The sequence below is a fragment of the Streptomyces coeruleorubidus genome (genome assembly GCF_028885415.1).
GTDB classification, from domain to species: domain Bacteria; phylum Actinomycetota; class Actinomycetes; order Streptomycetales; family Streptomycetaceae; genus Streptomyces; species Streptomyces coeruleorubidus_A.
Genome location: NZ_CP118527.1, coordinates 6,484,100 through 6,499,939, shown reverse-complemented (window position 1 = coordinate 6,499,939; position 15,840 = coordinate 6,484,100). Strand labels below are relative to the sequence as shown.

The 15,840-nt window shown below is 71.1% G+C and carries 16 protein-coding genes; 8 read left to right on the top strand and 8 right to left on the bottom strand.

Features of this window, described 5'->3' with window-relative positions; translation table 11 throughout:
• The first annotated feature begins 3 nt into the window (after positions 1-3).
• Positions 4-1,227 (top strand): MFS transporter, encoded by a 1,224-nt coding sequence (locus tag PV963_RS30355; RefSeq protein ID WP_274819238.1) that lies wholly within the window; start codon positions 4-6, stop codon positions 1,225-1,227.
• A 30-nt stretch (positions 1,228-1,257) separates the two neighbouring features.
• Here the strand turns inward: PV963_RS30355 and PV963_RS30350 are convergent, their stop codons facing one another.
• The gene (locus PV963_RS30350; protein ID WP_274819236.1) at positions 1,258-1,842 is read right to left on the bottom strand and encodes a suppressor of fused domain protein; all 585 of its coding nucleotides are present in this window, start codon (positions 1,840-1,842) and stop codon (positions 1,258-1,260) included.
• A gap of 460 nt (positions 1,843-2,302) precedes the next feature.
• Here PV963_RS30350 and PV963_RS30345 point away from each other — a divergent pair, with 460 nt between their 5' ends.
• Both PV963_RS30345 and PV963_RS30340 read left to right on the top strand, forming a co-directional pair.
• A complete protein-coding gene (locus PV963_RS30345) occupies positions 2,303-3,418 on the top strand; it encodes a magnesium and cobalt transport protein CorA (protein WP_274819235.1) in 1,116 nt (371 codons plus the stop codon).
• Between the two features lie 23 nt (positions 3,419-3,441).
• A complete protein-coding gene (locus PV963_RS30340) occupies positions 3,442-3,954 on the top strand; it encodes a hypothetical protein (RefSeq protein WP_274819233.1) in 513 nt (170 codons plus the stop codon).
• A 4-nt stretch (positions 3,955-3,958) separates the two neighbouring features.
• Here PV963_RS30340 and PV963_RS30335 read toward each other — a convergent pair whose 3' ends face one another.
• On the bottom strand, positions 3,959-4,714 hold the full coding sequence (locus PV963_RS30335; protein WP_274819232.1) for a hypothetical protein: 756 nt from the start codon (positions 4,712-4,714) through the stop codon (positions 3,959-3,961).
• A gap of 225 nt (positions 4,715-4,939) precedes the next feature.
• Between PV963_RS30335 and PV963_RS30330 the strand changes: the two genes are divergently transcribed.
• From PV963_RS30330 to PV963_RS30320, 3 genes are read left to right on the top strand one after another with little or no spacing between them, the layout of a single operon-like run.
• Positions 4,940-6,226 (top strand): magnesium transporter MgtE N-terminal domain-containing protein, encoded by a 1,287-nt coding sequence (locus tag PV963_RS30330; RefSeq protein WP_274819230.1) that lies wholly within the window; start codon positions 4,940-4,942, stop codon positions 6,224-6,226.
• Positions 6,216-6,815, top strand: a complete 600-nt coding sequence (locus PV963_RS30325) for a DUF1003 domain-containing protein (RefSeq protein ID WP_274819228.1) — start codon at positions 6,216-6,218, stop codon at positions 6,813-6,815. Before PV963_RS30330 ends, PV963_RS30325 begins: the two co-directional genes overlap by 11 nt.
• Positions 6,816-6,858: 43 nt before the next feature.
• Positions 6,859-7,992: an Mrp/NBP35 family ATP-binding protein gene (locus PV963_RS30320; RefSeq protein ID WP_274819226.1), complete on the top strand. Its 1,134-nt coding sequence runs from the start codon at positions 6,859-6,861 to the stop codon at positions 7,990-7,992.
• 163 nt (positions 7,993-8,155) lie between these two features.
• Here PV963_RS30320 and PV963_RS30315 read toward each other — a convergent pair whose 3' ends face one another.
• The 5 genes from PV963_RS30315 to sigE form a co-directional block, all read right to left on the bottom strand.
• The gene (locus PV963_RS30315) at positions 8,156-8,827 is read right to left on the bottom strand and encodes a hypothetical protein (RefSeq protein WP_274819225.1); all 672 of its coding nucleotides are present in this window, start codon (positions 8,825-8,827) and stop codon (positions 8,156-8,158) included.
• 240 nt (positions 8,828-9,067) lie between these two features.
• Positions 9,068-9,508 carry a sec-independent translocase gene (locus tag PV963_RS30310; RefSeq protein WP_274819223.1) on the bottom strand — a complete coding sequence of 147 codons (441 nt, stop codon included), beginning with the start codon at positions 9,506-9,508 and terminating at the stop codon, positions 9,068-9,070.
• Between the two features lie 193 nt (positions 9,509-9,701).
• A complete protein-coding gene (locus PV963_RS30305) occupies positions 9,702-11,594 on the bottom strand; it encodes a trypsin-like peptidase domain-containing protein (protein WP_274819222.1) in 1,893 nt (630 codons plus the stop codon).
• 132 nt (positions 11,595-11,726) lie between these two features.
• The gene (locus PV963_RS30300) at positions 11,727-12,653 is read right to left on the bottom strand and encodes an anti-sigma factor family protein (RefSeq protein WP_274819220.1); all 927 of its coding nucleotides are present in this window, start codon (positions 12,651-12,653) and stop codon (positions 11,727-11,729) included.
• A 71-nt stretch (positions 12,654-12,724) separates the two neighbouring features.
• Complete coding sequence (gene sigE, locus PV963_RS30295; protein ID WP_274819219.1) at positions 12,725-13,495, bottom strand: RNA polymerase sigma factor SigE; 771 nt, start codon at positions 13,493-13,495, stop codon at positions 12,725-12,727.
• Between the two features lie 162 nt (positions 13,496-13,657).
• Between sigE and PV963_RS30290 the strand changes: the two genes are divergently transcribed.
• Positions 13,658-14,356: an O-methyltransferase gene (locus PV963_RS30290; protein ID WP_274822160.1), complete on the top strand. Its 699-nt coding sequence runs from the start codon at positions 13,658-13,660 to the stop codon at positions 14,354-14,356.
• Positions 14,357-14,474: 118 nt separating this feature from the next.
• On the opposite strand, the gene PV963_RS30285 is transcribed toward PV963_RS30290, so the two are convergent.
• Complete coding sequence (locus tag PV963_RS30285) at positions 14,475-14,642, bottom strand: DUF3117 domain-containing protein (protein WP_003966491.1); 168 nt, start codon at positions 14,640-14,642, stop codon at positions 14,475-14,477.
• Between the two features lie 385 nt (positions 14,643-15,027).
• Between PV963_RS30285 and PV963_RS30280 the strand changes: the two genes are divergently transcribed.
• Complete coding sequence (locus PV963_RS30280) at positions 15,028-15,831, top strand: enoyl-CoA hydratase/isomerase family protein (RefSeq protein WP_274819216.1); 804 nt, start codon at positions 15,028-15,030, stop codon at positions 15,829-15,831.
• Positions 15,832-15,840 lie beyond the last annotated feature (9 nt).

Sequence of the window (15,840 nt, the reverse complement as noted above, 5' to 3'; positions counted from 1 at the left end):
GCAATGGACCCCTTCGACGCCGGAGCGGGCGGCCTCCTCAAGCAACCCAAGTCCGTGTGGGCGACCGCCGGGGCGTCGGTCGTCGCCTTCATGGGCATCGGACTCGTCGACCCGATCCTGCCGTCCATCGCCCAGGGCCTGCACGCCACGGCGAGCCAGGTCTCCCTGCTCTTCACCTCGTACTTCCTCATCACCGCCGTGGCGATGCTGGTGACCGGCTTCGTCTCCAGCCGGATCGGCGGCCGGAAGACACTGCTGCTCGGCCTCGCGTTCGTCGTGGTGTTCGCCGGGCTCGCGGGCACCTCCGGATCCGTCGGCGAACTGGTCGGGTTCCGGGCCGGCTGGGGCCTCGGCAACGCGCTGTTCGTCTCGACGGCCCTAGCGGTCATCGTCGGCGCGGCGGCCGGCGGAAGCGCGGCGGCGATCCTGCTGTACGAATCGGCCCTCGGCCTCGGCATGGCCTGCGGTCCGCTGCTGGGCGCCCTGCTCGGGGACGCCAGCTGGCGCTACCCGTTCTTCGGCACGGCGTTCCTGATGGCGGTCGGCTTCCTGTGCATCGCCGTGTTCCTGAAGGAGCAGCCGAAGCCCGCCCGCAAGACCTCGCTCCTGGACCCGGTCAAGGCACTGGGCCACGGCGGCCTCGCCTCGGCGGCGGTCTCGGCGTTCTTCTACAACTACACGTTCTTCACCGTGCTGGCCTTCACGCCGTTCGTGCTGAACATGAGCCCGTACCGGTCGGGGGCGGTGTTCTTCGCCTGGGGTGTGCTGCTCGCCGTCTTCTCGGTGATCGTGGCGCCGCGGCTGCAGAAGCGGTTCGGCTCGCTGAAGGTGCTCGGCGGTTCGCTGGTGCTGCTCGCGGCCGACGTGCTCGTGCTCGGCTACGGCGACCACACGACGGCCGTGGTCTGCACGATCCTGTCCGGCGCCTTCATCGGCGTGAACAACACCGTCTACACCGAGCTGGCCCTCGGCGTCTCGGACGCGCCCCGGCCGGTGGCGAGCGCGGGCTACAACTTCGTGCGCTGGTTCGCGGCGGCGGCCGCCCCGTACTTCGCGCCGAAGATCGAGGAGTGGACCGACCTGCACATCCCGTTCGTGGTGGCGGCGGTCACCGCGGTCGTGGGCGCGCTCGTGGTCGTCGTACGGCGGGAGGCGCTCACGGAGGAGGCCGAGGAGCTGGAGACGAAGCACGCGGCCGAGGACAGCGTCACGGTCTTCGCCAACTGACGCTTCCAGGCCAGAGGTTGGTGAGCTTCCTCACTCCAGCGGGACGGACCTGCGGGACGGATCCCGCAGGTCCGTCCCCTGGTTCAGCCACCGCTCCTGGAGCGCCTGGGCGCCGTGCACGCGCTTCCAGGCGGCCTCGTTCGAAGTCATCGGCAGCAGCGGCAGGAACCTCACCGGGTCGAGGGGCTCGTCGAGCTCCAGGTCCTCGACCAGGCCGCCCGGCTCGGCGACCAGGACCGAGGTGAAGGGGGCGCCGGGCCACAGCGGTTCGCCGACGTCCAGGGAGGCTCCGGGAGCCACGACCAGGCCCTCCACCTGCGGAGACGCGGCGAGCACGGCGAGCGGACGGAGCACCTTGTCGGTGTCGGCCGACCCAGCGCGCACCGAGAGGACCAGCTCGGCGCGCGGGCCCTTGACCGGGTCGGCGACCACCGCCGTGGGGTCCGTCATGGGGTGCGCGGACATGCCGAGCGTGGCGTAGCGGACGATGTCCCCCTCCTGGAAGCGGAGCACCTCGATGCGGTCCGTACCCAGGAACGTGACCGCCGCGCGCGCGTCCGGTTCGCCCAGCGCGGTGAGCAACCGGGCCTCGACCAGAGGAAGAACTTGTGCCATGCGGCGAGCATAGAACTCGTCAGTAGCGGGCAAACAAGCGCCTTGACACGTCGGGCGACTGATACTCTTGCCCGGTGGTTCGGGGCAGCACGCAGAAGCGTCGCGATCAAGCCCCGACGCCGAAGGAACTCCCTTACGAGGGACCGGCCGGAGGAGGTGGGACTGCAATGGACCGAAGTCGACCGTGCAGTAGCACCACGCTCTTTCCGCCGCTGACGTAGCTGTTCTGGCTCTGGCTGGTCGCCACCTCTCGCACTCGCCTCACCGCGGAAGAGCGCTTCGTTTCGCTTTGCCTGATCTGCCTCAGAAGCTGAATCAGTAACGAGACTCGCCACCGCGACGGTGCGGTGCTCCCCGCTTTGTGGACGTGCCAAACATCATCGGTCCCAACGTCCTCATTCCGGGTAGTTCCACCTGTCGGGTGCAGCGCCTTTCGTTGCCTGTCGCGAAGGAGCCCGCCATGTCGATGATCCGCGACCTGCGCGCCGTCGTCCGTCCGTCCCGCGTGTCGCTTCGCAAGGACGGTGGGACGTACGACGCCACCCGCAGCCCCGCGACGGCCTCCGCCGTCGTCGACTGCGCCGTCTACCGGGACGGCCGCCGCATCGAGACCGAGACCCCGCTGACCCCGCACGAGGCGGTACGCCTGGTGCGCCGCGACGGCGGCTTCGTCTGGATCGGCCTGCACGAGCCGACCGAGGCCGAATTCTCCGGCATCGCCAGCGAGTTCGGGCTGCACCCGCTTGCCGTGGAGGACGCCGTCCAGGCCCACCAGCGGCCCAAGCTGGAGCGCTACGACGACTCGCTCTTCACGGTCTTCAAGACCATCCACTACGTCGAGCACGACCAGCTCGACGCCAACAGCGAGGTCGTCGAGTCCGGCGAGGTCATGTGCTTCACCGGACGGGACTTCTTCATCACCGTCCGGCACGGCGGACAGGGCTCCCTGCGGGCCCTCAGGCACCGCCTCCAGGACGACCCCGAGCTGCTGTCCAAGGGCCCCTCCGCCGTGCTGCACGCCATCGCCGACCACGTCGTCGACGGCTACATCGCGGTCGCCGACGCCGTGCAGGACGACATCGACGAGGTCGAGACCGAGGTGTTCTCCCCGGGGCGCAAGGGCTCGCCGCGCGGCTCGGACGCCGGCCGGATCTACCAACTCAAGCGCGAGGTACTGGAGTTCAAGCGGGCCGTGTCGCCGCTGCTGCGGCCCATGCAGCTGCTGAGCGAGCGGCCGATGCGGCTGATCGACCCGGACATCCAGAAGTACTTCCGGGACGTCGCCGACCACCTGGCCCGCGTCCAGGAGCAGGTCCTCGGCTTCGACGAGCTGCTCAACTCCATCCTCCAGGCCAACCTCGCGCAGGCGTCCGTGGCGCAGAACGAGGACATGCGGAAGATCACCTCGTGGGCCGCGATCATCGCCGTGCCGACGATGGTGTGCGGGGTGTACGGCATGAACTTCGACCACATGCCGGAGCTGCACTGGCGGTACGGCTACCCGGTGATCATGGGCATCACCGTGGTCATCTGCCTGGGCATCCACCGCACGCTGAAGCGGAACGGCTGGCTGTGAACGGCGTGGATAGGCTGGGGGCCATGACAAGCGAGCTGCTCGACCGGGCCCTCGTCGAGGAGGCCACGAAGAAGTCCGGCCTCGTGTGGGTCCAGGGCCCCGACGGCCCGGCGCGTGCGCTGTGGCACGTGTGGCACGAGGGTGCCGCGTGCCTGGTCGGCGACGGGCCCGGCGAGCAGCCGCTGCCGGGCCTGGCCGACGGGACCGAGGCCGTGGTGACCGTCCGCAGCAAGGACAAGGGGGGCCGGCTGGTCTCCTGGACGGCCCGGGTCACCCAGCTCGCACCGGGCTCCGAGGCATGGGACGCGGCGGTCGCCGAGCTCAAGGGCAAACGGCTCAACGCGCCCGACGGCGAGGCCATGACCGAGCGCTGGGCCCGTGAGTGCCGGGTGCTGCGCCTGGAGCCGACCGGGGCGACGGCACCCCTGCCCGACGACTCCCTGTCCGAGCCCCCGCTGCCGACCCCGGCGATCACCCGCCGGCCGATTCCGGCGGGCCTGCCCCGCCTGCTGCTGAAGAAGCGCAAACGCAAGTGACGTCCTAGGACGTCGGCAGCTGCCTGCCGTAGTCCACCGTCTCGTTCTTCTCCGGCTCCCTCAGGGAGAAGTCCTGCCCCCAGGCGGAGAACGTGAGGGTACCCGCCCCACCGGCCCGCTCCAGGCGCAGCGGATACGGCTTGCCCTCCAGGGACACCTCCAGGGTGCCGCCGGATCCCTTGTCGCCCGAGATGCGGATCGTGCGGATGCCCGCCTGCTCGTCGTGGCCGTCCGTCGCGAGCTTGCCGTGCAGGGTCAGCAGACCGTCGAGGAGGACTCCCTTGTCCGTGAACCCGCTGAACTTCTTGTACGAAGGGTCGCCCTGCGGCACCTTCACGAACTTGCCGCCGAGCTTGGACGCCGCGGCAGCGTCCGCCGCGCCGGCCTCGCCCTGGCCCGCGCCGTGACTCCAGAACTCCGCGTCGGCCTTGAGGAAGAGCTGCTCGCCGACGCGCAGCAGCCGGAAGGTCGTCCCCTTGGTGGTGACCGACCCTTCGCCGCCGTCGTCCTTCAGCCGCATGTCGAGGGCGTATGTACGCCCGCCGCTGACGACGCTGCCGTGCACCCGGACCGCCCCGGCGGACTCGGCGGCCGTACGGGTCTTGGCCTGGATCTTCTCGGCGGGCAGTCTGCCGACCCCGTTGGTGCCCTCGTTCGGATCCTCCGCGCAGCCCGTGAGCACCGTTCCGGTCACGGCCAGTGCGCACATCGCGCTCGCGAGCGCGGCACTGCGGTTGCGGCCCTGGCGAATCGGAGTCACAGGTGGGGCTGCCTCTCTGACGGGAGACCTGAACGGCGTATCGCAGGGTACCGGGGTCGTGCGGGCCGTTCGGAGCCAGTCCGTCCGGACCGCCCGCCGACGCGTCCCCGATCGGGACGGGCTAGCCTGAAGCCCACCCGAGCAGGCAATTCGGAAGACACAGAGACAAAGACAGGCACACAGACAGGGACCACGAACCACCCCGCACGAAAAGGAGCCGCGGCCATGGCAGCGGGCGCCCCCCGGATCTTCGTATCGCACCTCTCCGGTGTCGCCGTCTTCGACCCCGCCGGCGACCAGGTGGGGCGTGTGCGCGATCTGGTCGTCATGCTGCGGGTGGGGCAGCGACCTCCGAGGCTGCTCGGCCTCGTCGTCGAACTCGCCACCCGCCGCCGCATCTTCCTGCCCATGACCCGGGTCACCGCCATCCAGTCCGGTCAGGTCATCACCACCGGCGTGCTCAACGTCCGGCGTTTCGAGCAGCGGCCCACCGAGCGGCTGGTCTTCGGGGAGCTGCTGGACCGGCGCGTCACGCTCACCGAGACCGGCGAGGAGGTCACCGTCCTCGACCTGTCGGTGCATCAGCTGCCCGCCCGCCGGGAGTGGGAGATCGACCGGGTCTTCGTCCGCAAGGGCAGGAAGGGAAGTGCCTTCCGGCGCGCCAAGGGCGAGGCGCTGACCGTCGAGTGGACCGCCGTCACCGGCTTCTCGCTGGAGGAGCAGGGGCAGGGCGCCGAGAGCCTGCTCGCCACGTTCGAGCAGCTGCGCCCCGCAGACCTGGCCAACGTCCTGCACCACCTCTCCCCCAAGCGCCGCGCCGAGGTCGCCGCCGCCCTCGACGACGACCGGCTGGCCGACGTGCTGGAGGAGCTCCCGGAGGACGACCAGATCGAGATCCTCGGCAAGCTGAAGCAGGAGCGCGCCGCAGACGTCCTGGAGGCCATGGACCCCGACGACGCGGCCGACCTGCTGGGCGAGCTGCCGACGGACGAGCAGGAGCGGCTGCTGAGCCTGATGCAGCCCAGCGACGCGGCCGACATGCGGCGCCTGATGTCGTACGAGGACCGCACGGCGGGCGGTCTGATGACCACCGAGCCGATCGTGCTGCGCCCCGACGCCACCGTCGCCGACGCCCTCGCCCGCGTCCGCAACCCGGACCTCTCCCCCGCCCTGGCCGCCCAGGTCTACGTCTGCCGGCCACCGGACGAGACACCGACCGGCAAGTACCTCGGCACGGTCCACTTCCAGCGCCTGCTGCGCGAGCCACCGCCCTCCCTGGTCAGCTCGATCCTGGACAGCGACCTGCAACCGCTCGACCCCGACGCGGACCTGCCCGCCATCGCCGGGTTCTTCGCCACGTACGACATGGTCGCGGCTCCCGTGGTCGACGAGGCCGGCTCGCTGCTGGGCGCGGTGACCGTGGACGACGTACTCGACCACATGCTCCCGGAGGACTGGCGGGAGACGGAGTTCCACCTGGACGAGGAGGAGGTGGCGACCGATGGTTCCTGAGCGCGAGACCCTGCGCGAGCGCGTTCCGTCCGGCTCCACGGCCGCGGGCCGACCGCGCACCACCCGTCTCGACCAGCCGGGCGTGCCCAGGCACCGGATCCTGCCCGAGTACGACCCGGAGGCCTTCGGACGGTTCTCGGAACGCATCGCGCGCTTCCTCGGCACCGGACGGTTCCTGGTCTGGATGACGGCCGCCATCATCCTGTGGGTGGCGTGGAACACCCTCGCCCCGCGCGACCTGCGCTTCGACGAGTACCCGTTCATCTTCCTGACCCTGATGCTGTCGCTCCAGGCCTCCTACGCCGCCCCGCTGATCCTGCTCGCGCAGAACCGGCAGGACGACCGCGACCGGGTCAACCTGGAGCAGGACCGCAAGCAGAACGAGCGGTCGATCGCGGACACCGAGTACCTGACACGCGAGGTCGCCGCCCTGCGCATCGGCCTCGGCGAGGTCGCCACCCGCGACTGGATCCGCTCGGAACTCCAGGACGTGGTCAAGGAACTGGAGGAACGGCACAACGGCCACCGTCACGGCTCGGTCGTATTCCCGGCGGAACGGTCACCGGGACGTGACGCAGACGACCGCTGACTGCCTTTCCTACGCCACGGTACGGCGCCGTACCATCGACCCTATGGCTACGGAAGACGCGGTGCGCGAGGCACTGGCGACGGTGAACGACCCCGAGATCCACAAGCCCATCACCGAACTCGGGATGGTCAAATCCGTGGAGATCGGCGCGGACGGGGCGGTCGCGGTCACCGTGTACCTGACGGTCTCGGGCTGCCCGATGCGGGACACGATCACGCAGCGCGTGACCGAGGCGGTGTCCCGGGTCGAGGGGGTCACGCGCGTCGACGTCACGCTCGACGTGATGAGCGACGAGCAGCGCCGCGAGCTGGCGTCCGCCCTGCGCGGCGGCCAGACCGAGCGCGAGGTCCCCTTCGCCAAGCCGGGCAGCCTGACCCGCGTCTACGCGGTCGCCTCCGGCAAGGGCGGCGTGGGCAAGTCCTCGGTGACGGTGAACCTGGCGGCGGCGATGGCGGCCGACGGCCTCAAGGTCGGTGTCGTCGACGCCGACATCTACGGCCACTCCGTGCCGCGCATGCTGGGCGCCGACGGCCGTCCGACCCAGGTGGAGAACATGATCATGCCGCCGTCGGCGAACGGCGTGAAGGTCATCTCCATCGGCATGTTCACCCCGGGCAACGCCCCGGTCGTCTGGCGCGGCCCGATGCTCCACCGCGCCCTCCAGCAGTTCCTTGCGGACGTGTACTGGGGCGACCTGGACGTCCTCCTGCTGGACCTGCCGCCCGGCACCGGCGACATCGCGATCTCCGTCGCCCAGCTGGTCCCGAACGCCGAGATCCTGGTCGTCACGACCCCGCAGCAGGCCGCTGCCGAGGTCGCCGAGCGCGCCGGCTCCATCGCCGTCCAGACCCACCAGAAGATCGTCGGCGTGGTCGAGAACATGTCCGGCCTGCCCTGCCCGCACTGCGGCGAGATGGTCGACGTCTTCGGCACGGGCGGCGGCCAGGTGGTCGCCGACGGCCTGACGCGCACGACCGGCACGAACGTCCCGGTCCTCGGCAACATCCCCATCGACGTCCGCCTCCGCGAGGGCGGCGACGACGGCAGGCCGGTGGTCCTGACGGACCCGGACTCCCCGGCGGGCTCGGCCCTGCGCGCGATCGCGGGGAAGCTGGGAGGACGGCAGCGGGGTCTGTCGGGCCTGTCCCTGGGGATCACTCCGAGGAACAAGTTCTAGATCGACACGCCCTTGGGGCAGTGCCCTCAGGGGCGCGGGGCTGTGTCGACATGCGGCTCCGCCGCGTGGGCGCGAACAACCACAGACGACCCGCAGCCGCCCCTGAATGCTCTGCCCCCTACGGCGAAGGGGCGCCGAAAACACACGGCGCCCCACACTCACGTCACGCGTAAGCGGCGATGTCCTTCACCACGGCGAAGCCGAGCCCATACGCACTCATGCCCCGCCCGTACGCGCCCACGTGGACACCCGCCGAAGTCGACCCGGCCAGCACCCACCCGAACTCCGACTCCCGGTAATGGAACGCCGTCGGCACCCCGTCCACCGGCAGCGACAGCGTCGACCAGTCGGACCCGTCCAGGTCATCCGCCAGCACCCACGCCGTCTCCGTCTGCTGCTCCAGCCAGTCGTCCCGCAGGGAGTGGTCCATCTGCCCGGGCCACGTGAAGGACAGCAGCCCCACACCGGCGAGCCACGCCGCCGAGGACACCGACGTCGCCTCCAGCAACCCCGTGCCGTCCGCGCTGCGCCGTGAGGGACTCGCCGCCACGGTCACCACGACCGCGAACTTCTCCTTGGCCTCCTGATCACCTCCGGCGGCGAACTCGTTGCGCACCGTCGGCTCGTCACCGTGCCCGATCGACCCGTGTTCCACGGCCCCATCGGCCGTCGTACCGACCTGCATCAGCCAGCGCGGCCCCGTGAAGGCCTCGTCGAGGCCGTACCACGGGAAGGGCGCGCGCAGGTAGCCGTCGACCGTACGCCGGGCGAAGGGGGCCTGTTGTCCGCCCTCCGCGGCCGGCGCCTGTGCGACTGCCCGACTCGTCGTCTCCATGTGCCCGGACGCCTCCTCGCTCTCGTCGGGCCGGAACGGCCCGCCCCCCTTCGGGCGGCGTTGCTGGTCCACTACGGCCCGCCCATCAACTCGGCAGCATAGCCACACCGCTGCGAGCAGCAGGGAAACCGCCCGGCGCGTGGGCCGCACGGGCGCCTGGTTCAGGCCGTACGCAGCCCGACCGGAGTATGAAACGCGTCACGCGCGCCTGTGGCGTACGCCCTGGTGTGTCCGTGTCGCTCAGGTGGCGTCCGCGTCGAAGGGCGGCCGGTCGTCCCGGTCAGGGATCTCGGGCTTCTTCGTCATGTCGATGCGGCCGCCGGACGAGCCGGAGGACGACGAGGAGGACGTGTCGGAGTCACGGCTGTGGACGGCGTCGGTGACCTCGGCCATCTCCTTCTTCAGGTCGAAGCCGTTGCGGATCTCCTTGAGCCCCAGGTCCTCGTTGTCCAGCTGCTTGCGGATGAAGGTCTTGGGGTTGAGGTCCTCGAACTCGAAGTCCTTGAACTCCGGGCCGAGTTCCTCCCGGATGTCGTGCTTGGCGCTTTCGGAGAACTCACGGATCTTCCGGATCGTGCGCGTCACGTCCTGGATGACCTTGGGGAGCTTTTCCGGACCGAAGACGAGCACGGCGAGGACGATGAGCGTCACCAGCTCGAGCGGTCCTATGTCATTGAACACCTGAAGCTCCTTGCGCTGTCCTCGGTCCTCGGCCCTCGGTGGTCATTCGGGTCTTGCCGTGGTCCGGGCCGGATCCACGGTACCCGGCGATCCTGTCCGACCGGTACCGTCCCGAGACCTCCGAGTGCGGGGAGTGGGAGCGCTTTCCCGAATGTTTGCCTTCTTCGTCCCTGTAAGTCCCGGACATCACGACTCAGCTGCCGCCGGAGGAGCCGAGGACGAGCGACACCGTCCGCTCCTTGCCGGCGCGCTCCACGGTCAGCTCCAGCCGGTCGCCGGGGCGGTGGGCACGGGTCTTGACGATCAGTTCCTCGCCGGAGTGGACGCGCTGCCCGTCGACCTCGGTGATGACGTCGCCCGCCTTGATCCCGGCCTCGGCACCCGGACCGCCCACGGTCACCGGCGGTCCGCCCTCGCCGCCCTCGGCGGCGACGCGGGCGCCGTCGCCCGTGTAGTCCATGTCGAGCGTGATGCCGATCACCGGGTGGGTCGCCTTCCCGGTGTTGATCAGTTCCTCGGCGACGCGCTTGCCCTGGTTGATGGGTATGGCGAAGCCGAGGCCTATCGAGCCGGACTGGCCGCTGTCCGGCTCGGAGCCGCTGCCCGCCGAGCGGATGGCCGAGTTGATGCCGACGACCCGGGCCTTGGAGTCGAGCAGGGGTCCGCCGGAGTTGCCCGGGTTGATGGGCGCGTCGGTCTGGAGCGCGTCGACGTACGACACGTCGCTGCCGTCGCCCTTCTCGCCGCCCGCCGTGATGGGCCGCTGCTTGGCGCTGATGATGCCGGAGGTGACGGTGCCGGCCAGGTCGAAGGGCGCGCCGATGGCCACGACCGGGTCGCCGACCTGCACGTTGTCCGAGTTGCCGAGGGGCAGCGGGGTGAGTCCGCGCACACCCTTCACCTTCACGACGGCGAGGTCGTAGCCGCTGTCGCGGCCGACGAGCTCGGCCTCGGCGGTCTCCCCGCCGTGGAAGGTCACCGTGATCTCGCCGCCGGATCCGGCGGGCCGCACGACGTGGTTGTTGGTGAGGATGTGCCCTCGGGTGTCGAGCACGAAGCCGGTGCCCGTGCCCTGCTCGCCGGAGCCGCTCACATGCAACGTGACCACGCTGGGCAGGGCCCGCCCGGCGATCCCGGCCACGCTGTCCGCGTCCCGCCCGGCGGGCTCCTTCCCGGCCTGCGGCAACTCGATGGTCCCGACGCCGCCGCTGCGCTCCAGATACGTCCCTATGGCGCCGCCGACGCCCCCGGACACGAGCGCGAGCAGCACGGCACCACCGACGATCGCCTTCCTGCCCCGCCGACGCCGCTGCTGCGTGCTGAGCACCCCCGCCCCGTTCTGCTGGAGAGGGACGTGGCCGGCAGGGGCCACGGGAGCTGCCCAGGGGTCGTAGCGCCACCAGGGGTCGGGGGCGGGAGTCGGGGCAGCCGCCGAGGGCGGGGGCGGGGTGTCGGCGTAGGCAGCCGCAGCGGGCACCGGCGCGGGGGCGCTGGGGGGCGGCACGGGCGCGGCAGGCGCGGGGATGCCGGGAGGCGGCGCCGGTGTCCCGTGCGGCGGCGGAACGGGCGTGGCGGGCATGGCCGACCGGTCCGCCGTCGCGACGCCCTGTGCCGGCGTCGCCGCCGGATGCTGCACCGGCGGCGCCGGCGCCCAGGGGCCGGGTTCGCCGTAGGGCGGTGTGCTGTACGGGTCGGGATCGTGCAGGGGCTTGGGGGCGCCGTCGACCGGCGCGGCGGAGGTGGCGTTCCCGGCCTCCGCTGCGGTGGGAGCCGGCACGGTCGGCTCCACAGCGCTCCCGGCGGGCCCGCCCTGGGCCGGCACGGCGGACGGGGCGGGCCCGCCGTCCTCGGCAGCCCCGGCAGGCGCCCCGGTGGGCTCGCCGTCGGCCGGTACCGGCTCGGGGCGCCTCAACTCGTAGTCGCCACCGTCCTCGTCCTGCCGCACGGCAGGCCGCGCCAGCTCGAAATCGCCGTCGGTGTCAGCCAACTCCCCCGGGGCCGGCCCCGTACTCTCCGGCTCCCCCGAAAGGCCCTGCGGCCGCGGACGGCTCCACCACTTGGCCTTCGTGGGCTTCCCCTCGTTCATGCTCTCCCCACAGCCGCGGCACGGCTCGACGGCGGTAGCCGCAGTTCGTCGAATCGGCGCCACGGCCACGCCTCGGCCGCGGGCGCCATCCCCGGATTCAATCAGGTTCGCTCGCCGCCGCGCAGCGGCCGGTCAGTGGGCCGTACGGGAGGAGGCGGGAGGAGAGGGGGACGAGGTCGTGTCCGGGAGGGGCACGGCGAGCAGGGGTGCCGCGATCTCGGGGACCGTGGACCACGGGCTCAGGGCGGTCGGCGAGACCGTCTGAAGCGGACCTATCAGCGGGGACATGGCGGCGGCGCCGGCCATCACCGGGGCGGCCAGCGCGTGCACGGCGTGCTGCCCTGCGGCGGAATGCGGCACACCCGGCAGTAGTGGTGCGGACACCTCGGTCGGGGCGGCCGGGATGTGGCCGAGCACACTCTGGCCGTGCACCTGCCCGAGCAACGGCCCCGTGCTGCGGCGCCGCTGGGATTCGGGCTGCGTCGCGGCGGCCGTGCCCTGTGTGCGCATCGGGGTCACGTTGCTCCCCGTGCCGGAGCCGCCGCGGGCGTCCGTGTCGGTCGGGGTGCCGGTGGTGACGCCGCCCAGGGCGATCGCGGCCAGGGACACGGCTCCGGCGGCCGCGAAGGCGAACCGCAGCCGCGAGGAGGATCTGTCGGGCTCGTGCCGGCCGACGTCGTGGATCCGGAAGCCCCGGCTGCCCGGGGGCAGGCCGCGGTCGCCGGACGGCAGCACGGGGATGTGCGGCCGGGCCGGGACGTACCCGAACTCGAACCGGTCGCCGCGCTTGGCTCCGAAGGCTCCGGACGATCCGAACCGTCCGGACAGTCCGCCGGGCAGCCCTCCCCCGCCCGGCGGCGTGGCATCACCGTCCGGGCCGCCGCCCGCGGGTAGTCCCTGCAGGCGGGCCAGGAAGCTCTCGGAGGGGGGCGGCGGGGCCGCCTCCGCGAAGACGTTCTTCAGCCGGCGCTGGGCGTCCACCTCCGCCTTGCACTTCGGGCAGGTGGCCACATGCGCCAGTACGCGCTCGCGCGCGTCATGACCGAGCTCTCCGTCCACCAGGGCGGAGAGTCGGTCTCCCAGGTGCTGCTCTGCGAGGTGTCCCTCGGAAGCTTCCGGCCGTGATCCGCTCACGCGCTCGCGCCCCCTCCTCCCAGGGCGGGAACACGGGGCACGAAGGAGCGGCGCTCGGCGCGCGCCTGAGGGGAGCGGTGCGCGAGGGCCTTGCGCAGCTGGGAGCGGCCACGGTGGATCCGCGAGCGGACCGTGCCGAGCTTGACGCCGAGGGTCGCGGCGATCTCCTCGTACGACAGTCCCTCGATGTCGCACAGGACGACCGCGGCGCGGAACTCGGGGGCGAGGGTGTCGAGGGCCTGCTGGACGTCCGCGTCGAAGTGCGCGTCGTTGAAGACCTGCTGCGGCGAGGGCTCCTTGCTGGGCAGCCGCTCGGCCGCGTCCTCGCCGAGCGCGTCGAAGCGGATGCGCTGCTTGCGGCGGACCATGTCCAGGAACAGGTTCGTGGTGATGCGGTGCAGCCAGCCCTCGAAGGTGCCCGGCGTGTACGTCGACAGGGAACGGAAGACACGGACGAAGACCTCCTGTGTGAGGTCCTCGGCGTCGTGCTGGTTGCCGGTCAGGCGGTAGGCGAGCCGGTAGACCCGGCCGCTGTGCGTGCTGACGATCTCCTCCCACGTGGGCGGAGTCCACGCCTGCCCGTCCGCGTCGGTGGTGAAGGTCGCGGTCTGGGCGAAGTCAGCGGCGTGGCTGTGGTCAGCAGTGTCGTTCACGGATGTCGGCCTGCCCGCCGATGTGAAGAAGCGCCGGAGCGCTCCTCCCCTATCCACAGGCGCAGCCGCACCTCCCCTGTCAGCTCTGGTGGTGTCCAGTGGAGCCCCTACCATAGCCACCTCGCCCGTTAGGACCGGATAAGCGGTTTTACGAGAATTTGATCTGCGCTGATACGCCTCGTACTGCTGCGTCGGCACTTGCTCGGCGCCTCGATCCACTGCCTGCCCCCCGTCACGACCCGCGCCACTTGCTCATCCCTTTAAACGACCGGTCCCATCTGCGGGTTCCCGGGCCCAACGGATACAGTCACGCCCAGGCATTCACGGGGACAGGAGAGGGTCATTACCGGCAACCGGCAGACGAGCTGGGCGTTCGCCGACGCCTATGTCGCCGAGGACGACGCGCTGCGCTGGGCCCGCGACCGGGCCCGTGAGGCGGGGCTGCGCTCGGTGTCGCCCGGCACGGGTGCCGCGCTGCGGTTGCTGGCCGCCTCCGTCGACGCCAAGGCCGTCGCCGAGATCGGGACCGGCTGCGGTGTCTCCGGGATCCACCTCCTGCACGGTATGCGGCCCGACGGCGTTCTGACCACCGTGGATCCCGAGCCGGAGCACCAGCAGTTCGCTCGGCAGGCCTTCCGCGCCTGCGGCTTCGCCAGCAACCGGGCCCGCTTCATCCCGGGCCGCGCCCTGGACGTGCTGCCCCGCCTCGCGGACGCCGGCTACGACCTGGTCTTCTGCGACGGCGATCGCCTGGAGGTCATGGACTACCTCGCTGAATCGTTGCGGCTGCTGCGCCCCGGCGGGCTCGTCGTCTTCGAGGGCGCCTTCGCGAACGGCCGGACGGTGGACTCCGGCCCGCAGCCCACCGAGGTACTGCGGCTGCGGGAACTGCTGCGCGCGGTGCGCGAGAGCCAGGAGCTGGTGCCGTCCCTGCTGCCGGTGGGCGACGGGCTGCTGTGCGCGGTGAAACGGTAGCCGGGCGGCACGTTAGCGGAGCCGAACCCGGGGCAGGCGGGAGTCATCGGTGAGAAAACAGCCGCCCCGGCACCTCATGTGATGCCGGGGCAGCTGAAAGGGTATGGTCGCTTGCGCGTCAGCCGACGACCTTCTTGAGGGCATCGCCCAGGGCGTCGGCCTCGTCCGGGGTCAGCTCGACGACGAGCCGACCGCCGCCTTCGAGCGGAACGCGCATGACGATGCCCCGCCCCTCCTTGGTCACCTCGAGCGGGCCATCACCCGTCCGCGGCTTCATGGCCGCCATGCTCGTTCCCCTTCCTGAAACCCAGCTCATCGTCAAGGCCGACGGCCCCCTGAAGAAGGGCACAGTGCTGTCCTTGAGGCAGGACACGCGACACCGGCATCGAACACATTGCTTCCAAGCCATTATCCCGCATCTCAGGACCCGATGACCAACATCAGTCGGCATCGCTTGGGCAACGCACGCGAGCAAAACCACTCAATTCGGCGATGTGACTGCGATACTCCGCCACCGCACACACTTCCACCGAACGGATCCGGGCGAGAATTCTTTGACGCAGGTCACATGTCCGGTCCGATCACGCGTCGGCGATCTCCGTCATGCTGTCCTCAGACCCGGGACGTACCCACCGGTACGTCCCCGAGCGGCGACACGGAGGGGATACCCCATGGCCGACACCGTGCTCTACGAGGTGAGCGACGGACTGGCGACGATCACGCTGAACCGCCCGGAGGCGATGAACGCGCTGAACGTGGCGGCCAAGGTCGCCCTGCGGGAGGCGGTCCGGTCCGCGGCGGACGACACCGCCGTACGGGCGGTACTGCTGACCGCCGCCGGTGACCGGGCGTTCTGCGTCGGACAGGACCTCAAGGAGCACATCGGCCTGCTGGTCGAGGACCGGGAGACCGGTTCCAGGCAGACCATGAGCACGGTGCGGGAGCACTACAACCCGATCGTGCGGACGCTGACGGAGGCCGCGAAGCCTGTCGTCGCCGCCGTGAACGGGGTGGCGGCCGGGGCGGGCTTCGGCTTCGCGCTCGCGGCTGACTACCGGATCGTGGCGGACACGGCCGCGTTCAACACCTCGTTCGCCGGGGTGGCGCTGACCGCCGACTCGGGGATCTCGTGGACGCTACCGCGGGTGATCGGCCCCGGGCGAGCGGCTGACCTGCTGCTCTTCCCGAGGAGCATCAGCGCGCAGGAGGCGTACGAGCTCGGCATCGCCAACCGGCTGGTGCCGGCCGGTGAGCTGCGCGCGGAGGCCGAGAAGGTGGCGCGGGGGCTGGCCGAGGGGCCGACGGTGGCGTACGCGGCGCTGAAGGAGTCGATGGCCTACGGGCTGACGCACTCTCTGCAGGAGACCCTGGAGAAGGAGGACGAGCTCCAGACCCGGGCGGGCTCCTCCGAGGACCACGCGATCGCGGTACAGGCCTTCGTCAACAAGGAGAAGCCCACGTATCTGGGCCGCTGACCTGCTGCG

Excerpts from the sequence above, each read along its gene's own strand:
- PV963_RS30325 (WP_274819228.1), top strand. The coding sequence starts at position 6,216 with ATGGTTCCTGAGCGCGAGACCCTGCGCGAGCGCGTTCCGTCCGGCTCC.
- PV963_RS30350 (WP_274819236.1), bottom strand. The coding sequence starts at position 1,842 with ATGGCACAAGTTCTTCCTCTGGTCGAGGCCCGGTTGCTCACCGCGCTG.
- PV963_RS30315 (WP_274819225.1), bottom strand. The coding sequence starts at position 8,827 with ATGGAGACGACGAGTCGGGCAGTCGCACAGGCGCCGGCCGCGGAGGGC.
- PV963_RS30320 (WP_274819226.1), top strand. The coding sequence starts at position 6,859 with ATGGCTACGGAAGACGCGGTGCGCGAGGCACTGGCGACGGTGAACGAC.
- sigE (WP_274819219.1), bottom strand. The coding sequence starts at position 13,495 with ATGGTAGGGGCTCCACTGGACACCACCAGAGCTGACAGGGGAGGTGCG.
- PV963_RS30340 (WP_274819233.1), top strand. The coding sequence starts at position 3,442 with ATGACAAGCGAGCTGCTCGACCGGGCCCTCGTCGAGGAGGCCACGAAG.
- PV963_RS30280 (WP_274819216.1), top strand. The coding sequence starts at position 15,028 with ATGGCCGACACCGTGCTCTACGAGGTGAGCGACGGACTGGCGACGATC.
- PV963_RS30345 (WP_274819235.1), top strand. The coding sequence starts at position 2,303 with ATGTCGATGATCCGCGACCTGCGCGCCGTCGTCCGTCCGTCCCGCGTG.
- PV963_RS30330 (WP_274819230.1), top strand. The coding sequence starts at position 4,940 with ATGGCAGCGGGCGCCCCCCGGATCTTCGTATCGCACCTCTCCGGTGTC.
- PV963_RS30305 (WP_274819222.1), bottom strand. The coding sequence starts at position 11,594 with ATGAACGAGGGGAAGCCCACGAAGGCCAAGTGGTGGAGCCGTCCGCGG.
- PV963_RS30285 (WP_003966491.1), bottom strand. The coding sequence starts at position 14,642 with ATGGCGGCCATGAAGCCGCGGACGGGTGATGGCCCGCTCGAGGTGACC.
- PV963_RS30355 (WP_274819238.1), top strand. The coding sequence starts at position 4 with ATGGACCCCTTCGACGCCGGAGCGGGCGGCCTCCTCAAGCAACCCAAG.